Origin of the sequence: Cetobacterium sp. NK01 (assembly GCF_024506395.1) — a bacterium.
GTDB classification, from domain to species: Bacteria; Fusobacteriota; Fusobacteriia; order Fusobacteriales; family Fusobacteriaceae; genus Cetobacterium_A; species Cetobacterium_A somerae_A.
Genome location: NZ_JANIBO010000001.1, coordinates 1712706 through 1737853, shown reverse-complemented (window position 1 = coordinate 1737853; position 25148 = coordinate 1712706). Strand labels below are relative to the sequence as shown.

The following is a 25148-nucleotide window of genomic DNA, read 5'->3' as shown; positions in this document are numbered from 1 at the left end:
CCTATTTTTTTAAACTACTTAAATATTGAAGAGCCATTTTATAGCCTTCTGAACCGAATCCAGTAATTTTCCCTATGCATATATCTGATATTACAGATTTATGTCTAAACTCTTCTCTAGAGTATACATTTGATAAATGAACCTCTATGGTTTTTAAGTTAGTTGACAAAATTGCATCCCTTATTCCAATTCCATAATGTGTCAATGCTCCTGGATTAATTATTAAATAATCAATTTTATCATAAGCCTGTTGTATTCGATCGATTATAAATCCTTCATGATTAGATTGAAAAAATTCTATCTCCATTTTACATTTTTTTCCAAATAATTCAATTTCATTATTTATCATTTCTAAAGTTTTACTTCCATATATCTCAGGTTCTCTCTTACCTAAAAAATTTAAATTTGGTCCATTTATTATTAAAATTTTCATATTTTTTTATCCTTTTTAATATCTTCAACAATATCGATAAAAGATTTTATATCATCAAATTCTTTATATACAGATGCAAACCTAACATATGCAACTTCATCTAAATCCTTTAATTTCTCTAGTACAATCTCCCCTAATTCTTGTGTTGTTATCTCATTTTTTAAAGTGTTTTGTATTATTTTCTCCACATCAGCAATAAATTTCTCTAAATCATCTCTACTTATATTTCTTTTATTAGTTGCTCTTTCTAACCCTCTAAGTAGTTTTTCTTTATTAAATTTTTCTCTACTTTTATTTTTTTTCACAACATAAATTGGATTTTCTTCTATTCTTTCATATGTTGTGAATCTTCTTTCACAACTATTACACTCTCTTCTTCTTTTTATTGAGTTATTTTCTGAAAATGCTCTACTATCTATTACTTTTGTGTCTTCACTATTACAAAATGGACATCTCATACTCTCTCCCTATAAAGCTTCCTCTTTGTCTATACACTCTAATATTTCTTTTGCATTTTCACAATTTAAAAGCTTCTCTCTAAAATTTTCATCTCTTATTAACCTTGAAATTCTTGCCAGTACTTTTAAATAAATTTGACTATCTTTAAATGGTGATGCAAATACAAAAAATATTTTTACTTTTTCTTGATCTAAAGATTTAAAATCTACTCCTTCTCTACTTATTCCAAAAGCTATTGTTAAACTTTGAGCAGCATCAGTTTTTGCATGTGGTATTGCTACTCCCTTCCCTATTCCTGTACTTCCTAAATTTTCCCTTTCTAAAAGAGCTTTATAAATAACATCTTTTTTTTCTATTTTTTCTGACTTACCTATTAAAGCTGATAATTCTTTTAAAGCTTCATCTTTATTTTTTGCTTTTAGATTAAGTAATATTAGTTCTTCTGACATATAATCAGTTATTTTAACTATGTTTAACATGAGTAACCTCCAAATAAATGTTTCTTTAGATTTAATTTCGTATCTAAATGATAGTTTATATATTTTTCATAAAGAGTAATGGCATCAACTAAAATATCTAATTTTATTTCCATTTGATATATCAATACCCTCTCCTCTATATTTGACAACACTTCAAACAACTCTTTTTTTAAAGGGATAACTTTAGAATCTCCTAAATCTGTTATTACAGATTCAGATATATTAAAATATTTTTCTCCTGATATATCAATTCTGTAACCTTCATTTTTTATAATCCAATTCAGCATTTTTAAAATCATAAGAAAATTTTTATTTGTATCATTTTTTATAATAAAATACAAAGCTTTTTCTATTCGTTGAAAAAACTCTTTTTTCCTCTCTCCTGGCAAGACTAACTCATTAATAATAGAAAGAATATAAGATGTTATTTCTAATTTTTCTATATCTTTTTTTAAATCATAAAAAAAATCTATCGAATCTATTGTATTAAGTATAAAATTATCACCTTTTTTATAAAATGTAAAATTTGATAGAGTCAATAAATCTACCGAACTCTGGTCTCTTTTTTTACTTTTTCTAATTCCCTTAACTAAAAGATCAATTTTTCCAAAACTTTCAGAAAAAATAGTTATTATTCTATCTCCTTCTCCAAAATCTACCTTTTTTATTATCAATCCTTTAGTTTTTATAAATTTCATTTTTTCAGTTCCTTTCTTTTAAGGTCACTATTAACTTTTGTATCTTTTAAGTCTAAGTCGGCTACTTTACTTTCTTTTTCAAATATCTCCATTTTTATAGGAAGTAAATAACCATCAACTTTTTTATATTCTTTTATTTTTATTTTATAATTATCTTTATATTTTAATTCTTTCACTTTTTTCAAATAATAGTTATCTATAAATTTTTTATCATTTTGATCTTTATTTTTCAAATCTTTTATAATTGATAAAAAATTACTCACATCTTCACTATTATTTTGTGAGACCTCATCAAATAAAGGAATATAAACTAAGGACTTACCATTTTCATATTGAAAAATTTCTCCTTTATTTACATTTGGTGCAACCACTTCTTTTCTAAGATAGTCTGGAGAAATATATTCTATTTTATACTCTTTTTCTTTTTTATCTCCATTTAAGTACACAGTTTCTTTAACTGTTGAATAAATATCTTTTATATCTGAAATTCTTTTAGACGATGCTAAAATTGATGTTCCTATTACTAAAAAAAGAAATATTTTTTTTATCATCTATCCACCTCTGTGAGAACTATAATTTCGTTCATATCCGTTATATTAAATGGTAATTTAACTAAATATTCCACATTATCCTCATATTTTTTTCTTACTTCACATATCTCTCCAATATAAAGATCCTTTGGATAAATATCACTAATCCCTGAAGTATAAACTTTATCCCCTACTTTCAATTGAGCTTCATGAAAAGAAACTGGTTCAAATATTAATTCATCACTTCTATTTCCTTTCACAATTCCAACTGTATTTTCTCCTGCATTTGCACTAACTACAGAGTCTTGAAATGTTATCATTTGAACTACAGAATAATTTTTAAATACCTTTTCTACTTTACCTATTAGTGATTCATTATATAGAACTGGCATATTTTTTTTTATACCCTCAATTTCACCTATATTTATAGCAAAACTTTCAAACATCTCTCTAGTTTGTTGAAAACTAATCTTACCTACTTTAAATTTAAATTTGAAACGATCTTTCATATCTAATAGCTCTCTCAAACGATCATTTTCTTCCAATAATCTTTGATTTTTTTGCTCAACTAAAGATTTTTCAGCTATTGTATATTTTAGTTTGTTATTTTCATTTATTAACTCTTTATAATTTATAACACTTTCTGTACTTTCCTTTGCTTTTTTCCCTAAAAAATAAATTTTAGATTGAAGAGGTAGTAAAACCTCTTCAATTCCAGTCATTGTGTAGTTAAATACATCCTTCGCAAAAAAAGCTACAACCATTAAAATTATAAAAATATATAATATATTTAGTACCTTACCTTTTTTCTTTCCTATCTTCATCTTTAACCTTTTACAATTTCAACTAATATTTTTGATAGATTTACTAAATCTTTTATCTCAATATACTCCTCTAAAGTATGAACCTTAGTCATTCCTACAGCTAGGTTTACACTAGGAACCCCTTTACTATTGTAGATATTAGTATCACTTCCTCCACCAGATGATGCTGTTTCACTTTCTATTCCTACTTTTTCACAAGCTATTTTTACAATCTTTACGACATCCTCTTTATCATCTAATGAAAATCCTGGATATTCAACCTGAACATTATTTTCTAATTTAGCTCCAAATTCATCACATGTTTTTTCAAATATTTCAAATGTCTCTGCTAATAAATTTTCTAATTTATCATTTGAAAGACTTCTTGCCTCATAATCTAATTCAACTGATGGCATAACAATATTAGTCGCTTGACCTCCATTTACAACTCCTATATTAGATGTTGTCTCTGCATCTATTCTTCCTAGCTTTATCTTTGTTATTGCATGAGCAGCAACTGTTAAAGCATTTATTCCACTTTCAGGAGATATTCCTGCATGAGCTGGTTTTCCTATTATAGTTATTTTTCCTCTTGCTGCTGATGGAGCTTTTGTAATTATTTTTCCTGGTTTTCCACTTGAATCAAGAATGAATCCATAATCTACGCCATAGTTTTCAATATCAAATGATTTTGAACCTAATAATCCAATTTCCTCTCCCATAGAAAATACCACTATAATTTCTGGATGCTCTAGATTATTTTCTTTTATAACTCTTAACATCTCTATAATAGATGCAATTCCACCTTTGTCGTCTCCACCTAATATAGATGTTCCATCTGATTTTATAATCCCATTTTCTATTACAGGAACTATTTTTTCACATGGTACTACAGTATCCATGTGTGCACTAAATAGATATTTCTTCTTTCCAGAAGCTTTTAAAACTCCAATTATATTTCCACAGTTTCCACCGTTAACCTCTCCTGCGTTGTCCTCTTTTACTTCTAACCCTAACTCTTTAAGAACTTTTAATAAATAATCTCCCATAGCTCTCTCATTTTTTGAAGGAGATGAAATCTTTACCATATCTAAAAAATTTTCTACTAATCTAGTTTCTTTTATCATTTGCCCTCCCACAGGTCATTTATTTTTAATATTCTTCCCTAGATTATATTACATTGTCATTCCTTTGTAAAGAGTTAAAGGTAACAAAAATAACAGTAGTTAGGTACTACTGTTATTTTTTTCTGTTATTTTTATTTGATTTTAATTTTTTTTAGCGTAATATTTTGTGTGTAGTATTCTATGAGCTTCTGAACTTAAAGGCTGTTCTAAATATTTTTCATACAATGATTGAATGTATGGATTTTCATGTGATTTTCTAAACGTTTTTCCATTATCTATACTTTGTAATCCTTCAGCTCTTTTGACTACTTTTTCAAAATTTCCATGATGGTAAGGTTGTCCCCCTCCTCCTACGCATCCTCCTTTGCAAGCCATTATTTCAATTGCATGGAAGAACTCTTCTCCAGATTTAACTTTATCTAATATATCTCTCGCTGCTGATAAACCATTAGCTATTCCTATTTTTACAAGCGTATCGCCAACTTTTACTTCACTTATTTTTATTCCTTCCATACCTCTCATAGATTTAAAATCTACTTCTTCAAGAGTTTCATTTGTCATCCATTCATAGAGAGTTCTCGTTGCAGCTTCAATTACTCCACCTGTTCTACCAAAAATTACTGCTGCTCCAGTTGAGTATCCCAAAGGATTGTCAAACTCTGATTCTTCCATTTTATTCAGATCTATATTTGATTGCTTTAAAAGATGAGCTAACTCTCTTGTTGATATAGAATAATCAACATCTGGAACTCCATCAGTAAAAAATTCAGGTCTTGATGACTCATATTTTTTTGCCAAACAAGGCATTATTGATACATTTATTATCTCATCTCTTTTTATACCCCTTGCTGGTCCCCATATATTTTTAAGTACTGCTCCAAACATTTGTTGAGGTGACTTAGCTGAAGACGGGATATCAAGCATCTCAGGATAATGATGTTCTATAAAATTAACCCATGCAGGACAACATGATGTTAATATTGGTAACTTGACATTTTTATCTCCATTTAAATATTTCTCTAATCTTTGTTTAAATTCAGCAGCCTCTTCCATTATAGTTAAATCAGCTGCATAATCTGTGTCAAAAACATCATCAAATCCTAATTTTTTTAATGCTGAAACTAATTTTCCAGTAACATCTGTTCCTGGTTCAAACCCGAACTCTTCACCTATAGCAACTCTAACTGCAGGAGCAACTTGAACTGTTACTCTTTTTCTCGGATTTGCTATATCTTTTATAAGTTCCCAAGTATAATCTTTTTCATAAAGAGCTCCTACTGGACAAACTGCAACGCATTGCCCACAGAATGTACAATTTGTTTTATCCAAATCTGATTCAAAAGCTGTGGATACAACTGATTTAAATCCCCTATTAATAGCTGATAAAACTTGACATTTTTGAATGTTATTACACATATTTTCACATCTTCTACACATTATACATTTATCTAAATCTCTAACTATAGAGGGAGAAACCTCTCTTCTATACTCGAATATTTTACCTTTAAATCTTATATCTCTAATTCCAAATTCCATTGCTAATGTCTGTAAATCACATTTTCCATTCTTTGCACATATTAGGCAGTCTGTTGGATGATTTGATAACATTAGTTCTAACACATTTCTTCTTTTTTCTAAAACTTCCATAGTATTTGTATTTATTATCATTCCAGGAGATACTGGAGTAGCACAAGCTGGCACTAAATTTTTTCGTCCCACTACCTCTACTACACATATTCTACATGATGCACAGTCATTTTTAAATCCAATTTCTGGAATATTCATGTAACATAAGCTAGGTATTCTTATTCCAGCTGTTTTAGCTGCTTCTAATATCGTTGTTCCTGCTAAAGCTTCGACCTCTTTACCATCTATTATAACAATAACATTTTTCATAAATTACCTCCACTAAGCTACATCAATTGCATTAAATTTACAAGCATTATAACATGCACCACATTTTATGCATCTAGTTTGATCTATCACATGTCTTTCTTTTACTTTTCCTTCTATACAAGCTACTGGACAAACTCTTGCACAAGCAGTACATCCAACACACTTATCATTTATTAAATATTTTCTTAATGCTTGACATTGACCTGCTCTACATTTCTTTTCATGTATATGCTCTAAATATTCATCTAAAAATTGATTTATTGTTGAAAGTACTGGATTTGGAGATGTTTGTCCTAATCCACAAAGAGATGTTGTTTTTATTGTTTGAGATAACTCTTTTAGTAATGCTATATCCTCTTCTTTACCCTCTCCTTTAGTTATTCTATCTAAAATTTCCCATAGTCTAGTATTTCCTATTCTACATGGTGCACATTTACCACAAGATTCATCAACTGTAAATTCCAAGTAAAATTTAGACACTGCTACCATGCAATCGTCTTCATCCATTACAATCATTCCACCTGATCCCATCATAGATCCTTTTGCTAAAAGAGTATCAAAATCAATTGGTGTATCTAAATCTTTTTCAGTTAAGCACCCTCCAGATGGTCCACCAGTCTGAACAGCTTTAAACTTCTTATTATTTTTTATTCCTCCACCAATCTCAAAAATAACCTCCCTTAAAGTTGTTCCCATAGGTACTTCAACTAATCCTACATTATTTATTTTTCCTGCTAAAGCAAATACTTTTGTTCCAGGGGAATTTTTTGTTCCAATACTTCTAAACCAATCTACTCCTTTTAGTATTATTTGAGCTATATTTGCTAATGTTTCAACATTATTAACTATTGTTGGTTTCCCCCAATATCCTGATTCAGCAGGATATGGTGGTTTTGTTGTTGGTTCTCCTCTTCCACCCTCCATAGAATGGATTAAGGCTGTTTCTTCACCGCAAACAAATGCTCCTGCTCCATATTTTATTTCAATATCAAATTTAAAATCTGTTCCAAATACATTTTCTCCTAGTATTTTATTTTTTCTAGCTGTTTCTATAGCTTTTCTTAATCTTTCTATAGCTAAAGGATATTCAGCTCTTATATATACCAATCCTTCTGTAGCTCCAATCGCATATCCAGCTATGATCATTCCTTCTATTACACTATGTGGATCTCCCTCTAAAATAGATCTGTCCATAAATGCTCCTGGATCTCCTTCGTCAGCATTACACACTATATACTTTTGATCTGATATATTTTTTGAGGCAAATTCCCATTTTAAACCTGTTGAATATCCTCCTCCACCTCTTCCTCTAAGACCAGAGTCTTTAATTATTTTAACAACATTTTCTGGTGTCATTGTAGTTAAAATCTTTTTTAAAGCTGCATATCCTTCTGCAGCCATATATTGTTCGATAGATTCTGGATCAATAGTTCCACAGTTTTTCAGTGCAATTCTTACCTGTTTTTTATAAAACTCCATATTTTCGCCTTCAAAAACTCTTTCTCCATTTTTAGGATCAATATATAAAAGTTCTATTATTCTTTTTTCACTAATTATGTCTTCAACTATAATTCTTTCTGCGTCTTCCGGTTTTACTTCAATGTAAAATGTATTCTCTGGCATTATTTTAACGATAGGTCCCTTTTCACAAAATCCAAAGCATCCTGTTTGAATAACTTCAACTTCATTTTCTAAGCTATGCTCTCTAATTGAATCTCTTAAATTTTTTACAATTTCTGCTCCTTTTGCAGACAAACAACCAGTACCACCACAAACAAGTATTTTCTTATTTTCTTTCATAATTAGCCTCCTAAAATACTTTTAATGTAACTTTAATCTTTATCCTACCGATTCTTTTCTATATTTCTCTAATATTTTTTTCATATCTTTTACTTGTTCTTTTCCATAAACATCTTTTCCAATTAACACTACTGGTGCTAATCCACAAGCTCCAACGCATCTCAGTGCATCTATAGAAAACAAACCATCCTCTGTAGTCTCTCCGACATCAATTCCTAAATAATTTTTTACACTATTTAAAACTTTTTCTGCTCCTCTAACATAGCAAGCTGTTCCCATACAAACTGATATTGGATGTTTCCCTTTTGGAGTCATAGAGAAAAAATGATAAAAACTAACTACACCATATACTTTAGCTATAGGAATATTCATCTCTTTTGCTATAAACTCTTGTATCTCTTGAGGAAGATATCCGAATATCTCTTGTCCTTTATGAAGAACTGATATTAAAGCTCCATTTTTTTCCCCAATTTCATCTATATACTTCTTTAACTCTTCAAACATCTCTTTTTTTAACTTATTATCACAAGCCATTTTTACCTCCTGTTTTACTTAAAAATCCCTTCAAAGAATTATTCTATTTTATTACTATATTTTTTTTAAAAAATCAATACTTAAGACAATTTTAATTTATTCAAATAAAAAAAACCTGTAGAAATAACTCTACAGGTTTAAACTATTATTTTGCTGCTTTGTAAGCGTTCTCTGATCCGAAAACTTCTTTAATTTTTTCTTTATAGTATGATTTCATCTCTTCTTTTGCAACACCTAAGTATTTTCTTGGGTCGAACTCTCCAGGTTGCTCAGCAAATACTCTTCTTACTCCTGCTGTAAATGCAAGTCTTCCATCTGTATCTACGTTTATTTTTGCAACACCTGATTTTGCTGCTCCCATTAACTCAGTGTTAGGGATTCCAATAGCGTCTTTTAATACTCCACCATATTTTTTGATCTCTTCAACGTATTTTTGAGGTACTGCTGATGATCCGTGTAATACGATTGGGAATCCTGGGATTCTTCTTTCGATTTCAGCTAATATTTCTAACTCTAACTTTGGATTTGTTCCAGGTTTGAATTTGTGAGCTCCATGTGAAGTTCCAATAGCGATAGCTAATGAATCTACTCCTGTTTTTGAAACAAACTCTTCTACTTCATCAGGATTAGTGAAGATACTGTGCTCAGCAACAACATCGTCCTCTACTCCAGCTAAAACTCCTAACTCAGCCTCTACTGTTACGTCAAATTTCTTTGCGTACTCAACAACTTCTTTTGTAATAGCAATATTCTCGTCAAAAGAATAGTGAGATCCATCAATCATTACTGATGAGAATCCTGCATCTATACAAGCTTTTACTGCTTCTAAGTTTGGTCCATGATCTAAGTGAAGTGCCACTGGAATATCTGATCCCATAGCTCTTGCTCTATCTACAGCTGCTTTAGCTAATAACGGAGTAACCTCTTTTGTCATATATTTTAATGCTCCTGTTGAACATTGTAATATAACTGGTGATCCCATCTCAGCACATGCTTCTACGATTGCTAACATTTGCTCCATGTTATTGAAGTTAAATGCTGGAACTGCATAATGCTCTTTATTAGCTTTAGCAAACATTTCTCTAGTATTTGATAATCCTAAATCTTTGTAATTATATGACATAATTTTCCTCCTGATATTTTATTCATCTATTAATATAACAAATTTTTGCACTAAAATCAATTTTTGAAACTATTAGTTTTTTATCTTTATTTGACTTAAAATATATCTAAAAAACCACTTTATTTTTCTTTTGCTTTTAAATATCTTAAAAACTTCTGGTATCAATTCAATTACATCTTCAATGATTTTTTGATATGAAGCCAAGCTTTTAGGCAATATATTTTGAGTATTAACTAACCACGACAGCAAAATCAGATTAATTATTCTTAAAAAACTTGAAGCAAAATTTAAAATTCCACCCTTTGTTACATATACATTGAATATTTTAAAAAGTACTTCACCCTCTTGATGATAATATATTTGAGCTAAAAATGTAGTTAAATATATAAATATAAGAAACTTTAATTTCTTTAAATGTTTATATAACTCTTTATTATATATAATATTCAAGAGTATTCCCACGCAAAGAAGAACCCCTAAAATTTTCATATCTTTAATAAATAAGTTCAAAACAAATAAAATTAAAAGACTACTTTTTAACAACAGTCATACCACCCATATATGGTACTAAAACTTCTGGTATTAAGAATGATCCATCCTCTTGCTGGTAATTTTCCATAATTGCTAGTAAAGTTCTTCCTACTGCTAATCCTGATCCATTTAATGTGTGACAGAACTCACTTTTCGAACTTCCTTCTGGTCTGTACTTTAATCCCATTCTTCTAGCTTGGAAATCTCCGCAATTTGAACAAGAAGATATCTCTCTAAATTTATTTTGTCCAGGTAACCAAACTTCTAAATCGTAAGTTTTAGCTGCTCCAAATCCCATATCTCCAGAACATAACTGAATAACTCTATATGGTAATCCTAATCTTTGAAGAATAGTTTCTGCATTAACTACCATTTTTTCTAACTCATCATAAGATGTTTCAGGAGTTGCTAATTTTACCATTTCAACCTTATTAAATTGGTGTTGTCTAATTAGACCTTTTAAATCTCTACCATAAGATCCTGCTTCTCTTCTAAAACAAGGTGAGTATGCTGTATAATATTTAGGTAAATCGCTTTCATTTAATATTTCTTGTCTATGGATATTTGTTAAAGTTATCTCAGATGTTGATATTAAAAACATATCATCTGTTGTTTTATACATATCTTCTTCAAATTTTGGAAGTTGCCCAGTACCTTCACAAATCTCTCTTCTTACAATAAATGGAGTTAAGTGTTCTGTGTAACCATGTTCTGTTGTGTGAGTATCTAGCATAAAGCTTATTAAAGCTCTTTCTAATCTAGCTGCTGCTCCTCTATAAACTGTAAATCTTGATCCTCCTAATTTAGCTCCTCTTTCAAAGTCTAAAATTTCTAGATTCTCTCCAATCTCCCAGTGTTCTTTTGGTTCAAATGTAAACTCTCTAGGTGTTCCCCATCTTCTTATTTCAACATTATCATCTTCATCTTTTCCTATTGGAGTACTTGAGTGATACATATTTGGTAATGTCATTTGAAAATAAGTTACCTTCTCCTCAACCTCTGCAAGCTTTGCATCTAATTCTTTTATTTGAGCTGAAACTTTTCCCATCTCTGCTATAATTTCAGAAGCATCTTCTCCAGCTTTTTTTCTTCTAGCTACTTCTGCAGACTCTGTATTTCTTTTATTTTTTAGCATTTCAACTTGGGATAAAATCTCTCTTCTCTCTGTATCTAATTTTACAAACTCTTGAAGATCAATGTTGCTTCCTCTGTTTACCAGCATTTCTTGTAACATATCAATGTTTTCACGAATAAATCTTAAATCTAGCATAGCTTTTCTCCTTCATAATTATTTATATATTTTAGATTTTATAACCTTTTTTTACTATATGTACATCCTTTATATCTACTCCAGCTAAAATTAAAAAAGAGTTTGGTGAAGTATTAACCAATTCTAAATTTATAGTATCTTCAACTCTTGAAAAATCTTTAACTCTTTCCCCTAAATTTCTTTCAGATATTTTTCCTTTTTTTTCTTTTCTTTCAATTATCTCTTCTTGCTTAAAAAGATTTTCTAATATATCTATATTCTCTTTAGAACCTGTTATTTCAAATAAAGCATTTGTATATACATCTACAATACTTTTTTTATCTTCAACTATTTCTACTTTAGTTACCTTAAACCCTGGAACTGCAGCAGAATTCATTTTCTCCATTACCTCTTCATTACTCATTGCTTCTGATAATTCTATATCCATTAGTTCATTAAAAGCTTCTGTCCCCAAAGATACTGGATTACCCAAAGATATTTTTGGTCTTGGATGAAATCCTTGAGTATATTTCATTGGTATATGAGCTTTTTTTAATAATCTATCTGCAAATCTAAGCATGTCTAAATGAGAAATAAATCTCATTTCACCGTACTTATCAAACGTTATTCTTTTTTTCATTAAACTACCTCATTTTTTTATTTTAATATATTGTATCATGTTACACCTTTAAATTAAATACCTTTCTTCAAAAAAATAAAAAATCTAAAGTCGAATTAATTCTCTTTAGATTTTTTTCTTTTATTTCTTTATTAAAGCTTTTTTTCTAACTCTTTTACTCTTTTTAATAATTCTGGTAATTTTTTTTGAGCGGCTTTAACTTTCAAATCATCTTTTAAATTCATTAATGGATGACCTGCTAAAATTTGATTGTCATCAACATTTCCAATAATTCCAGATTTAGCTCCAACCATTACATTACTTCCTATTTTAATATGTCCTGCAACTCCAACTTGTCCACCTAGTGTTGTATTATCCCCTACTTCTGTACTTCCAGCTATTCCTACCTGAGATATTATTAGACAATTTTGTCCTATTATATCATTATGTGCTATTTGAACCAAGTTATCTATTTTTGTATATTTCTTTATTAACGTATTTCCTATTGTTCCTCTATCAATAGTTGTATTTGCACCTATTTCAACAAAATCCTCAAGAATTACAGCACCTATTTGATCTATTTTTGTATTATTTCCATTTATTTTAACAAAACCAAATCCATCAGATCCTATAACTGCTCCCGGTTGAATAACACAACCTTCACCTATTTTACAGAATTCTCTGATTGTAACATTAGAATAGATAATTGTATTATCTCCTATCTCTACTCCTTCACAAATTGTTGTGTTTGGATATATTATTACATTTTTTCCTATTTTTGTATTATGACCAACATAAGTATTTATTCCAATTGTTGATTCTTTCCCTATTGTTGCGGAATCTTCAATCAACTTCTCCATTTTCTTCAATTTTCTTTTAAAAAATGATAAAAGTTTAGGCATTAAAACTCTTGGATTATCTTTTACTATTAAATAAGTCTTTCCATTTTCTGGTAACTCCACCCCAAAAGGTACAATTACAACACTTGCCTTTGTTTCATCTAATTTTTTTAAAAATTTCTCATCTGATGCAAAAGTTACTTCTCCTTCTTCAGCTTGAAAAAAGGGAGATAACCCTGTAATGTTTACCTTGGCATCTCCCTTTATCTCACATTCAAGAAGGGTTATTAACTTATCTATTTTATAAGTCATTTTATCCCTCTCTTTATATTAATTAGTTTACCTTTTTACTTTTTTCCATTACGTTTAATACTTTTGGTGTTATATTTTCTCCACCAAATTTAATTGCTCCTTGCTCAAGAACATAATCATATTTTTCAGATCTTGCTACATTTTGAATAGATATATTTATTAATCTATCAATCTCTTGCATTTTTTTAGCCTCTTCATTTGAAAGTTTAGCTTGAGATTCTCTCACAGATTTTTGGAAAGCTGTTACTTTCTCTTCAAAAGCTTTTTTCTCAGCTTCATTTACATCTTTACCTTTTCCTTGTAATTCAACCTGAAGTTTTTGTAGTTCAATCTCTTTCTTTTGTAAAGTAGCTTCTAAATTTTGCTTTTCTTTTGTTAAAGTATCTCTAATAACTTTTGTTTGTGAATACTTTGCAAAAAGCTCCTGACTATTTACATACCCTACTTTTAGAGCGAACGCAGATGTTGATACTGCTGCTAACATTGCTAACATTGCTATTTTTTTCATTATAAATCCTCCATATGTATATATTTATTAGAATGATTGTCCCATATTAAAGTAGAATTTCATTCCACTCTCTTCTGAATTTCCTACTGGCCATCCAAAATCAAATCTTAAAGGCCCTACTGGTGTATTAACTCTTAATCCAACCCCAACTGTTGTTCCTATATCATCTGGGAATTTGGCATCTCTTTTTTCATTTAAATATCCAGGATCTTCTCCTTGGTAATCCCAAGCTCTTCCTATATCTGAGAATAAAACAAATCCTAAAACATCATTTATTTGAGTTCTATTTTCTATTGTTGCTGTTATCTTTTGTGTTCCTTGATAATATCCACCATCATATCCTCTAAGAGTGCTTCCTCCACCTACCCAGAATCTTTGAGATTCTGGAGTCGTTGTAGTCATTACTCCTCCTACAGCTCTATATGCAAATGTATTATTTTTAAAGAAACCTCTGTGATATTTTCTTAATTCTAAAGTTGTATTAGCAAAAGTTCCAGAATCAATTGTATCAGCATATCCTACTTCAACTTGATACTTTCCATACCATCCTGATGTAGGATTCCAGTAACTATTTCTAGTATCATATGTTATTGATGGATAGATACTGAATAATCCATAACTTCTCTTATCTCCCCATTTATCAAGAAGATTTTCACCATCAAAATTAGTATAATTAGCTAGTTCAGATTTATCAGCTTTTTCTGTTATATATTCAGCTTTAGTTCCTAATCCTAATCTTAAGTTCTTCGTCAAACCTTTACCTATATTTATTTTTGCTCCATAAGTATCAGTTTCATTAAATAGTACGCTATCGCTATTTTCATATTCGTTTTTATATAAACTCCATCCCCAAGATATTCTATCAGTTCCTTTTATCCAAGGATCGGAAAAGTTAATTGAGAAACTTGTATAGTTTTCATCTGATTTTTCAAATGTTACTCCAAGCTCTTGTCCTTTACCTTTCCAGTTCATATCTTTTACTGATAACATTCCTAACAATCCAATTTCCGATCCATAAGATACTGCTCCTTGTAAAGTAGCTGTTCTTTCCTCTTCAAGTAAAAGTACTAAATCTACCCCTTGGTTTTCCCCTGGTGCAGGCTTTGTCTCATACTTTACATTTTTAAAGTATCCTGTTCTCATTAAGTTAGATACAGTTTCATTGTAATCATTTATATTGAATACTTCTCCTGGTTGAATTTCGATCTCTCTTTCTACAACATAATCTCTAGTTTTCAGTAAATTATCTGTAGCTTTTCTTCTTTGACCTTTTTGTTTTGTTACCATTTTTGTAAAGTTAACTTTATCTACTGTTCCTTCATTTATTACAATCTCTAAATCATTTGCTCCAGTTAAATCTATATCTTGAATTTCAGCTAAAACATATCCATCTTCATTATATTTTTTTAATATTTTATCTCTTGCATCTCTTAGGTTATTCAAATTTAATACTTTTCCAGGCTCTATGTTAATCAAACTTTTCAATTCTTCAGTTGTATATTTTGTATTTCCAGTTATTTGGACACCATTTATAATTGGATTTTCAATAACCGAATAAACTACTACTAATCCTTCAGGATATTGGTACACATCAGGAATTACTTCTCTATACATTCCTGTTTCTAAAAGTTCTCTCTGACCTTTTATTATTTTATTTTTTGAGAAATATCCTCCAGCTTTAATAGGAATTCTTTTAGCCACTTCATTTACAGGAACATTAACGCTTCCTATGATTTCTAAACTTGAAACCACTAATGATGTATCTACTCTTTCTCTTTCTGAAGCAGGAAGTATTCCTTGCTTTTCTAATAATTCTTTAGTATCTTTTTTCTCTTTTACATCTACTACTAATTTTATTCCCCCATCATATACTTGAGGATAAATAGCTAATTCGTCTATATAATCACTTTTCTTTATGTTGTTATAGTCTCTCAATAATCCCTCTGTTGAGAATATTTGACCTTTTTTTAAACTCATTTTTTGTATTAAAACATCTTGAGGTATTTCATTTAAATTTTTAAACTCTACCCCTTTTACTAAATATTCTCCCTCTGCTCCAAATGAAACTATTGAAGCTAATAGTGATATTATTCCGATTAGGTGCTTTTTCATCCCAAATTGCCCTCCAATTATTTTTTATTAGAAAAAATATCTTTTATACTATTATATTTTTTTTCAAACTTAAAATCAATATAATAATTTAATTTTCCTTTTTTCTTTTTCTCAATCATATTTGCATCATTTAATTTTGCAGCTCCAATTCCATAAGACCATCCTGATTTATATCGCCGCTCTATTTTAAAATCAAGCTGATTTACTGAGTTTGAAAACTCGTTACTTTGGCTTTCACTATCAGTTCCTCCTATATCATACTTACTACCATCAATTATTCCTAGCTTTAATATCCAAAAATATTTATCTTTATAAATTGGATTCTCAGCCTCTAAGTAAGCTCCAAATCCAAATACATTAGGATCTTGTACTTTAGGATTATCAGAATTAGCTAAAACTTCTTGATTAAATACATCTGAAACTATTCTAAATTTAGATATATGAAATACATTTTGTATTGTCCTTGAGATTGGTCTTAATAATGTACTTGAAATCTGGCTGTCTATAAGAGTCTTAAATAGCAATGCTACCATACTCTTGTCTCCACCTTCCCCTGATTCATCAAAAAGATTTTTTAAACTGCTACTTTCACTTCCTTGACTAGTTACTATATTTAATCTTAAACTATTTAGCTCTCCTTGTAAAGATATTTCTATATTTCCATTAGCTGTTAATGCTGATACATCAAATATTAAATTTGGATTAAAATCTGAAATTAAGCCATTTTTTTTATCTGCAAGTAATAATGCTCTTGTAACTGTAAAATCTTCACTTCCCAATACAAAACTTCCCTTTTGTATTTCTAACTCTCCTACAATTCCTATTTTCTCATTTTTACCAACAACATTAAACCTTCCCAATATAAGACCCTTTACATCTTGGGCAAAAGTAGAAACATCTGGTATATTTATATTTATACCATCTTTAATCATAACTCCAATATCAAACTCAGGAGTTTCATTTAACACTCCCTTTATTTCAAAATCTTCTCCTAACTTTTTGCTTTCACCAATTATGGCTCTTGTTTTATCTATTATAAAATTTAAAATTGTTAAAATCAAGCCTTTATCTTCTTTTAAAATTCCAACAATTTCTCCGTTATTAATGATTACATTACCAGAAATCTTATTTTCTGAATAAACTAAATTAGTTGAAAGATCTATTTTAAAGTAATCCTTAAGTTGATATATCATATTTTTTAAAGTTATATTAAAAGCATAATCTAAATTTTTATAAAACTCATCGTCAGCCTTTATTTCTTCAATAGTTGGGAGTTTTAAATAACCTCGTCCTTTTATATCTCCATCATTTAATTTACCTTCTAATGAATTAATTGTTAATCTCTCATTATCAACTTTTAAAACCATATTTAATCCTTTTAAATTTAATAATACTTTTGGTAAATCTGCATTAAAATTTATTAAATCAATATATCCTGAATTTTCTTTTAAATTGCTTGAAAGCTGAATATCGATATTAGCTGTTCCTTCAATATTTCTTATATTATCTTTTGATAAAATAGCGTTTAAAAAACTCAAATCTATATTTTTAGAAAATATGTTAAATTTATAGTTTTTAGATAAAATATCATACTCACCTTCTCCTTTTATCATATTTTTTTCATAATATGCTAAAAGTTCTTCGATTTTTATTTTTCTTTTATCTCCAACTAGGTTTAAAGATATCTTATCAAAATCAAATCCTTTAATTTCATATTCACCATCAAAAAGTTTTAAACTATACTGAGGATCTTCTAAATCTCCGTTTACTTCGCTTTCGATTCCTATACTTCCACTCATATCTCTAACGTTAAGTATTCCTTGAAGATCCTTTAAATATAGTGATTGATTTGGAACTCTGAAATCAATAGTTTTTTCTATTAAATTTACGTTTCCACTAGAAAATAATATTCTTTTCCCTTCTAGATTAATTATATCTAATTCATCAATACTTAAAGTATTTTCTTGAGAATTTTTAATATAAGTTATACTAGAAGTTAAATTAGGCATTATATCTCCATTTAAATAAACTCTATCTATATTTATTCCAGCTCTAACTTCAATTTCTCCATCTAAAATATTACCTACAACTCTTGATAAAACTCTATATTTTAAAGCTTTAAAGTCATAATATTTTGCTAAATTTTCCTCTAATATATTTAATGTAAACTGTCCACTTTTATCTTTTAAATTATATTCCCCTGCTGCTACACTTTGATTTATTTTAAAATTATTTGTTGAAATAGTGTTGTCTTTATAATTAATTTCTCCATTTAAAAATATCAGTTCTTTATTTGGCATTTCTAAAAAAGCTTCTTTTACATTAGCATTAATGTTGTAATTATCAAAACCTCCAGCTATTTCTCCTTGAACATTATCTAATATTAAAACAACACTGCTTTTTTCAAATTCACTACTTTTTAAGCCGTTTATCTTATATGATAAATCTATATTTTTATTTAAGATATCAACTTCACCGTTAACTTTAAATAAAGCATTTCTAACATCTGATATCATAAATTTTCCATTATCATAAGTGGCATCTATTTTTATTCCTTGAATTTTAAATTTTTTATATCTTCCTTCTCTTAATTCTCCTTGAACATTTACTTGTATTCCCTTATCATTTACAACTGATATATTTGCATAAGAATCTAAATATAAATCTTCATTTTTCAACTTAAAGTCTTTTACAACTCCTCTTAAAATAAATTTTTCTTTTTCTCCTGCAACTTCTCCTATAAAATCTAAATCTGTGTCTAAATTTAAATTGCTAAATAAACTTTTTTCTTTTAAATCTCTCGTATGAATTTTAAACTGGTATTTTAAATTTTCTTTATTTAAATCTCCTGTTATTTGTAAAACTTTTTGTCCATCTTTATTAACCATTGATATTTCATCAAAATTTATTATTTTGTCTTTTTCGTGTGCTTGTAAAAAGAAATCGTAATCTCCTAAAAGATTACTACCTTGAAGGTCAATTAATTCTAGTGTTTGAGTTTTTAAGTTATAACTTAAAACTAACTTTTTTTCCTGGTATAAATTTAATATTTCAGCTTTTTTGTCATATTCACCTTGAAGTTTAATAAAATTTGAATTTACATTAAATTTCAAGTTTTCTCCAGTTAAATCCAAATCTGCTTTGTATGTTAAATCTCTCTTATATTCTAATCCAGGAACTAATATATTCAACTTATTTCCTGCTAATGTTAAAATTCCATTTTCAAATACTACTTTTCCATTTACATTATTTATATTAACTCCTGATGCTTCAAATGGATATCCATTGTAATCAATTTCAGCTTTAAATCCTTTTTCTTTTTCGTAAGAAAGAGAAACATCTACATTTTTAAACTTTAAATTATCTAGAGGTAAATTTAAATCTCCTAATAATTTATAACTTTTTATAACTTTATATGATATATCTTTGAATTTAAAATCTACTTTGACACCTGTCTTCTCCGAATAAAAAACGTCAAATGTTCCTGGATTTTTTTCTAAATCATACTTGAAATTAACATTTATTTTATCTTTTTTAAAATCTATTATTCCATTTACATTTTCTACTTTATTACTTAACCCATCATATATAACAGTTCCATTTTTTAGCTCAGCTTCCCCTGTTAATCCACTTGTTGCTATTGTCAAATTCATATTAAATAAACCTTTAGCACCACTTATATCTTTATCATCATAGCCGTATTGAATAAGTTCTGGATTTACTTGAATATTTTTTAAAATTATATTCATATTTAAAGGTTCATTTAAATTATTTAATCTATATTCATAAATTTCTTTTTTATTATTCCCTTTAAACTCTAAATCTATTCCAGTTTTTTTATTAAAAGAAACATAACCATTAACATTATCTAATTCTTGCTTTATCTCTCTAGAATAAGTTGTGTCTCTAAATAACAAATGAGCATTTTTCACTGTTATTATATCTATTGGCACTGCTGTTCCTGCTTTAGATGGTGAATTCTCTTTTTTATCACTGCTAGAAAAAGCATCTACAATATTTACACTTTCTCCTTTTCTTTCTATGTGAACCCATGGATTTTGAACATTTATTTCCTTTAATCTGAAATTTTTAAGTGACTCCTTAGAGTAAGTTATAACTACCCTTGGAGCTTTTACAATTGTATCATCCCCCTTAGATAACACAACATCAGTTATATCAATTTCACCAAACTTTGGAAATTTAATTTCTTGAGAAGATATTGTTGGACCTATTGTTATTTTCAATATAAATTCTACTACTTTTGGTAAGTTATATTTTATTAACAATCCTCCACTCAAAAAAATAAAAATGGGAAGACATATGATTATTAATTTTTTGTATTTTTCAAAAATTTTCATATCTCTCCCCTCCCTAATTAGTATATTTATAATGGTTTTTTTAAAGCCACTCCTGCTCTTCTTGGGTATTTTTTATCTGTTGATTTTTCTTTTAAAATTTCAACAACTAATCTTTCATCACCATAAGTCGGTAACTTATATCTGTGTATTTTTACAATTTTTGCACCTAAAGTTTCTAATGCATTTGTTGCTTCTCCCTCTTCCTCTGTCCCGGCCATTTTTTGAGCTAAAAAATAACCATCAACTTTTATAAAAGGTATCATATACTCTAAAATAACATTTAATTTATTAACTCCTCTACAAAGACCTATATCAAAACTCTCTCTATTAGAATCATTTATATAATCTTCTGCTCTAGAATTAATTACAGTTACATTTTCTAAATTTAATAACTCTTTTACATTTTGTAAAAATACTGTCTTCTTTCCAACAGAATCCATCAAAACAAATTCCATATCTGGATTAAAAATAGCTAATACCATCCCTGGAAATCCTGCTCCTGTTCCTATATCAATAGCTTTTTTACCTTTTTTCTCATCTATTAAATTTTGCAAAAGAAGAGAATCTAAGAAATGCTTTTCTATTGCATCTTTTGTATCTCTAATAGCTGTTAAATTTGTATGAGAATTGTATTCTACTAAATATTCTAAATATTTAACTAGATTATCTATCTTTTTATCAGTATATTCTAAACCTATCTTTTTTATTCCTTCAACTAAATACTCTTTCATCTATTTATTACCTCTCATTTTTAGATACATTAATAGAACCTGAATATCTGCAGGAGAAACTCCTGAAATTCTAGAAGCTTGACCTATATTATAAGGTCTCACCTGCTTCAATTTGTCTTTTGCTTCTTTTGGCATATTCTCTAAAGAATCGTAATCCATATCTTCAGGAAGCTTTTTATTTTCTAATCCTTTATGTTTCTCTATCATTTTTAATGACTTTTGAATATATCCTGAATATTTTACTTGGACTTCAACTTGATATTCTGTATCTTCATCATAAGATCCTAAATCAAATTTCTCTATCAATTCTGAAATATACTTTATATCTGAATAGCTTACTTCAGGTCTTCTTAATAACTCTATTAATGTTATTCCAGATTTTACCTCTGGTTCATTAGCCTTAATTAAAACTTCATTAACTCTAGGATTACTACTTCCAACATGTTGTTTCTCCAATTTTTCTATTATTTCAGCCACATCTTTTTCTTTTTTTTGAACTCTTGCATATTCTTCTTCAGAAACTAAACCAATATCATATCCTATTTTAGATAATCTTAAATCTGCATTATCCTCTCTTAAAACTAATCTATACTCACTTCTTGCAGTAAACATTCTATATGGCTCATTTGTTCCTTTTGAAACTAAATCATCTATTAATGTTCCAATGTAAGAGTCTGCTCTATCTAATATTACTGGCTCTTGACCAAATACTTTTCTTGTAGCATTTATTCCTGCCATAAGCCCTTGAGATCCTGCTTCTTCATAACCCGATGTTCCATTTATTTGCCCTGCTAAAAATAGATTTTCTATTTTTTTAGTTTCTAAACTATATTTTATCTCTTCAGGAATAATATAGTCATACTCAATAGCATAAGCATATCTCATTATTTTTGCATTCTCTAAACCTTCTATACCTTTTAACATTTCATATTGAACATCTGTCGGTAATGATGATGAGAATCCACTAATATAAACCTCATTAGTATCATATCCCTCTTTCTCTAAGAAAAGGTGATGTCTGTCTTTATCAGGATATCTAAAAACTTTATCTTCAATTGAAGGACAATATCTAGGCCCTGTTCCTTGAATAGTTCCATTAAATAATGGAGATCTATCTTTATTTGAAATTATAGTGTCATGAACCTCTTTATTTGTAAACACCATGTGACATGGTATTTGTTTTCTTGATAGTACTTCATTTGCTGTTGTTCTGCTTGAGAATTTTAAGATTCCTTCATCTCCTGGCTGAACCTCTACTTTTGAATAATCTATTGTTCTCGCATCTATTCTTGGGGGTGTTCCTGTTTTAAATCTTCCTAGTTTTAGTCCTAATGTTTCTAATGATACAGGTAACTCTTCTGAAGATAACTCTCCCATTCTTCCACCTTGGAATTGCTTTTCTCCAATATGAATTAAACCTCTCATGAATGTTCCAGTCGCTATTACTACAGCTTTTGCTCTATATTCCACGCCCTCTTTAGTCTTAATCCCAACAACTTTACTATTTTCAACAATAATCTCTGTTACCATTCCTTGTATAACATCTAAATTATCTGTATTTTCAAGAGTTTTTTTCATCTCTTTGCTATAATTAACTTTATCTGCCTGAGCTCTTAAAGATCTCACCGCTGGACCTTTTTTAGTATTTAACACTCTAATTTGAATAAATGTTTTATCTATATTTCTTCCCATTTCTCCACCTAAAGCATCAATCTCCTTTACTAAATGAGATTTAGCTGGTCCTCCAAGAGATGGATTACATGACATGTATCCTATATTGTCTAATAATATTGTAAAGATGGCTGTTTTAGCCCCCATTCTTGCTGCAGCTAAAGCAGCTTCACATCCTGCATGTCCCGCCCCTACAACTATAACATCAAAATTTTGCATTTTTACTCCTCTCTATTACTTTAAATTCTTTAATTCTGCAGCTGTTTTAGCATCTGTAATTACAAGAAGAATATCTCCCTGCTCTATAACAGTATCCGCTGACAAATTGGGAATAAAATTTCTATTTCCTTTTTTTATTCCTACTATGTTTACATTATACCTTTTTCTTATATCTAATTCTATAAGAGTTTTATTCCAAAATATTTCAGGCGATTTTATTTCTGCTAACAAAAAATCTTTAGAGAATCTAAAATGCTCTATCATATTTGGATCCATTGCAGCCATTGCAGCCCTTTTTCCCATATATTCTTCTGGATAAACAACTTGATTAGCACCTATTTTTTCTAAAACTTTACCGTGTCTTCTTGAAACTGCTTTTACAATTATCTTTTTTACACCTAACTCTTTTAAATTTAATGTTACCATTATGCTTGGTTCTATTGCTCCTATACAAACAAATGCAACATCAAATCCTTCTAATCCAATATTATTAAGTTCTTTATCATCTGTTGCGTCTGCTACCACTGCATTTTCAACTATTCCACTATTTACTGCTTCTTGTATTATATCTTCAGATTCATCAATTGCCAATACTTCCTCATTAGCTTTATATAAAGTCTCTGCAACACTTGAACCAAATCTTCCCATTCCTATTACTACATATTGTTTCATAAATTCCCTCCATTAATTATCCTACTAAAATATTTTCTTTTGGATATCTTAAGTTTTGTTTAACTTTCTTTTCCCCTAAAGCTAAAGCAAATGTCATAGGACCTAATCTTCCTATAAACATAGTAATTATTATAAGTATTTTCGACATCGCACTTAAATCTGCTGTTATCCCCATAGATAATCCAACAGTAGCAAAAGCGGATATAACTTCAAATGTTACCTTTTCAAAACTCATATTTTCTATAGTCATTACAGCCATGATTACTATAGATACATATATAATAGATATTATCAATATTGCTAATGCTCTATTTAGTATATCCCAACTTATTCTTCTATTAAAAACATTTATATTTTCTTTACCTTGTACAACTCCTACAACATAAAAAATAATTACTCCTATTGTTGTTGTTTTTATTCCACCCCCTGTAGATCCTGGAGATGCTCCAATAAACATTAAGATACAAAACATAAATATTGTTGCTGGATTTAAAGATCCCATTGGAACGGTATTAAAGCCAGCAGTTCTTGTAGTTACACTCTGAAAGAAAGAAGCTAATACCTTATCAAACCAACTTAAATTACCAATTGTTGAAGGGTTTTTATACTCCAATAAAAAGAATAAAATCATTCCAACAAATGTTAAAAACATTGAAACTAGAATAGCAACTTTTGAAGTTAATGTAAATCTTTTTACATCCCTTCTAACTGCTACTAAAACTGAATTTATTACTGAAAATCCTATTCCTCCTAATATTATTAAATAGGCTACTGTCATATTCATTAATATACTTCCTGGATAACTTTCTAAATTATTAGAAAATAATGCAAATCCAGCATTACAAAAAGCTGAAATTGAATGAAATATACCAAAATATAAGGCTTTAGAAAACTCAAAAATTTTCAAAAATTCCAATGTTAAAAAAAATGCTCCTATTCCTTCTATCAACATTACAATAATTACTATTTTTTTTATAAACTCTACAACTTCGCCGCTATTTTCAGCGTTTCTTTCTTCTTTTATTAATTCTCGATCTTTATAACCTATTTTCTTTCCAATTAGTAAAAAAAATAATGATGAAAAAGTCATTACTCCTAGTCCACCTAATTGTATAAAAATCAATAAAATTATTTGACCTTGAAAAGATAAAACTTTACTTATATCTATAACTGATAATCCAGTAACACATATCGCAGATGTAATTGTGAAAACTGCTGTTAAAAAACTTATCTCTTGGCCATCTTGAAGAGAAAACGGCAAATATAACAATATTGAACCTAAAATTATTGCTGTAAAAAATCCTAATATCAATTTTCTTGAAAAAGATAATCTATCTATAGGGCTTAAAAGTTTCCTTATCATTTATTTCCTCCTATGAAAAAATGCTTTTGAAATTATACATTATTTTTTTCATTTTTTCAAGTTCACTAAATAGTTAACAAGG

General features: G+C 28.8%; 22 protein-coding genes. All 22 read right to left on the bottom strand.

The genetic code is table 11. The features are described 5' to 3' along the window. Position 1: 1 nt before the first annotated feature. Positions 2-433 (bottom strand): type II 3-dehydroquinate dehydratase, encoded by a 432-nt coding sequence (gene aroQ / locus NON08_RS08385; RefSeq protein WP_256691012.1) that lies wholly within the window; start codon positions 431-433, stop codon positions 2-4. Further along, positions 430-891 (bottom strand): transcriptional regulator NrdR, encoded by a 462-nt coding sequence (gene nrdR / locus NON08_RS08380; RefSeq protein ID WP_256691011.1) that lies wholly within the window; start codon positions 889-891, stop codon positions 430-432. The genes aroQ and nrdR overlap by 4 nt, the downstream gene beginning before the upstream one ends. Positions 892-900: 9 nt before the next feature. Continuing rightward, on the bottom strand, positions 901-1371 hold the full coding sequence (locus tag NON08_RS08375) for a PTS sugar transporter subunit IIA (RefSeq protein ID WP_256691010.1): 471 nt from the start codon (positions 1369-1371) through the stop codon (positions 901-903). Beyond that, positions 1365-2069, bottom strand: coding sequence for a DNA repair protein RecO (gene recO / locus NON08_RS08370; RefSeq protein ID WP_256691008.1), 705 nt, complete (start codon positions 2067-2069; stop codon positions 1365-1367). Before recO ends, NON08_RS08375 begins: the two co-directional genes overlap by 7 nt. Further along, positions 2066-2620: a LolA family protein gene (locus NON08_RS08365; protein WP_256691007.1), complete on the bottom strand. Its 555-nt coding sequence runs from the start codon at positions 2618-2620 to the stop codon at positions 2066-2068. The genes recO and NON08_RS08365 overlap by 4 nt, the downstream gene beginning before the upstream one ends. Continuing rightward, complete coding sequence (gene mreC, locus NON08_RS08360; RefSeq protein ID WP_256691006.1) at positions 2617-3423, bottom strand: rod shape-determining protein MreC; 807 nt, start codon at positions 3421-3423, stop codon at positions 2617-2619. The genes NON08_RS08365 and mreC overlap by 4 nt, the downstream gene beginning before the upstream one ends. A gap of 2 nt (positions 3424-3425) precedes the next feature. Then, positions 3426-4529 carry a M20/M25/M40 family metallo-hydrolase gene (locus NON08_RS08355; protein ID WP_256691005.1) on the bottom strand — a complete coding sequence of 368 codons (1104 nt, stop codon included), beginning with the start codon at positions 4527-4529 and terminating at the stop codon, positions 3426-3428. Positions 4530-4670: 141 nt separating this feature from the next. Then, positions 4671-6425 carry an NADH-dependent [FeFe] hydrogenase, group A6 gene (locus tag NON08_RS08350; protein ID WP_256691003.1) on the bottom strand — a complete coding sequence of 585 codons (1755 nt, stop codon included), beginning with the start codon at positions 6423-6425 and terminating at the stop codon, positions 4671-4673. A gap of 12 nt (positions 6426-6437) precedes the next feature. Further along, the gene (gene nuoF, locus NON08_RS08345) at positions 6438-8225 is read right to left on the bottom strand and encodes an NADH-quinone oxidoreductase subunit NuoF (RefSeq protein WP_256691002.1); all 1788 of its coding nucleotides are present in this window, start codon (positions 8223-8225) and stop codon (positions 6438-6440) included. A 39-nt stretch (positions 8226-8264) separates the two neighbouring features. After that, entirely contained in the window at positions 8265-8759 is a 495-nt protein-coding gene (locus NON08_RS08340; protein ID WP_256691001.1) for a complex I 24 kDa subunit family protein, read from the bottom strand. Positions 8760-8904: 145 nt separating this feature from the next. Beyond that, the gene (gene fba, locus NON08_RS08335; RefSeq protein WP_256691000.1) at positions 8905-9882 is read right to left on the bottom strand and encodes a class II fructose-1,6-bisphosphate aldolase; all 978 of its coding nucleotides are present in this window, start codon (positions 9880-9882) and stop codon (positions 8905-8907) included. Between the two features lie 72 nt (positions 9883-9954). Then, positions 9955-10428: a hypothetical protein gene (locus tag NON08_RS08330; RefSeq protein WP_319941556.1), complete on the bottom strand. Its 474-nt coding sequence runs from the start codon at positions 10426-10428 to the stop codon at positions 9955-9957. Beyond that, a complete protein-coding gene (gene serS, locus NON08_RS08325; protein WP_256690998.1) occupies positions 10412-11683 on the bottom strand; it encodes a serine--tRNA ligase in 1272 nt (423 codons plus the stop codon). The genes NON08_RS08330 and serS overlap by 17 nt, the downstream gene beginning before the upstream one ends. Positions 11684-11714: 31 nt before the next feature. Further along, a complete protein-coding gene (locus NON08_RS08320; RefSeq protein ID WP_256690997.1) occupies positions 11715-12302 on the bottom strand; it encodes a TIGR03936 family radical SAM-associated protein in 588 nt (195 codons plus the stop codon). Between the two features lie 131 nt (positions 12303-12433). Continuing rightward, a complete protein-coding gene (lpxD, locus tag NON08_RS08315; RefSeq protein WP_256690996.1) occupies positions 12434-13432 on the bottom strand; it encodes a UDP-3-O-(3-hydroxymyristoyl)glucosamine N-acyltransferase in 999 nt (332 codons plus the stop codon). 22 nt (positions 13433-13454) lie between these two features. Further along, positions 13455-13940 (bottom strand): OmpH family outer membrane protein, encoded by a 486-nt coding sequence (locus NON08_RS08310; protein WP_256690995.1) that lies wholly within the window; start codon positions 13938-13940, stop codon positions 13455-13457. Between the two features lie 27 nt (positions 13941-13967). Then, a complete protein-coding gene (locus NON08_RS08305; protein WP_256690994.1) occupies positions 13968-16052 on the bottom strand; it encodes an outer membrane protein assembly factor in 2085 nt (694 codons plus the stop codon). A 17-nt stretch (positions 16053-16069) separates the two neighbouring features. Then, on the bottom strand, positions 16070-20410 hold the full coding sequence (locus NON08_RS08300; RefSeq protein ID WP_256690993.1) for a hypothetical protein: 4341 nt from the start codon (positions 20408-20410) through the stop codon (positions 16070-16072). Between the two features lie 26 nt (positions 20411-20436). Continuing rightward, the gene (gene rsmG, locus NON08_RS08295; RefSeq protein ID WP_256690992.1) at positions 20437-21141 is read right to left on the bottom strand and encodes a 16S rRNA (guanine(527)-N(7))-methyltransferase RsmG; all 705 of its coding nucleotides are present in this window, start codon (positions 21139-21141) and stop codon (positions 20437-20439) included. After that, positions 21142-23031 carry a tRNA uridine-5-carboxymethylaminomethyl(34) synthesis enzyme MnmG gene (mnmG, locus tag NON08_RS08290; RefSeq protein ID WP_256690991.1) on the bottom strand — a complete coding sequence of 630 codons (1890 nt, stop codon included), beginning with the start codon at positions 23029-23031 and terminating at the stop codon, positions 21142-21144. A gap of 15 nt (positions 23032-23046) precedes the next feature. Continuing rightward, positions 23047-23703, bottom strand: a complete 657-nt coding sequence (locus tag NON08_RS08285; RefSeq protein WP_256690990.1) for a potassium channel family protein — start codon at positions 23701-23703, stop codon at positions 23047-23049. A gap of 16 nt (positions 23704-23719) precedes the next feature. After that, a complete protein-coding gene (locus tag NON08_RS08280) occupies positions 23720-25066 on the bottom strand; it encodes a TrkH family potassium uptake protein (protein ID WP_264759778.1) in 1347 nt (448 codons plus the stop codon). Positions 25067-25148 lie beyond the last annotated feature (82 nt).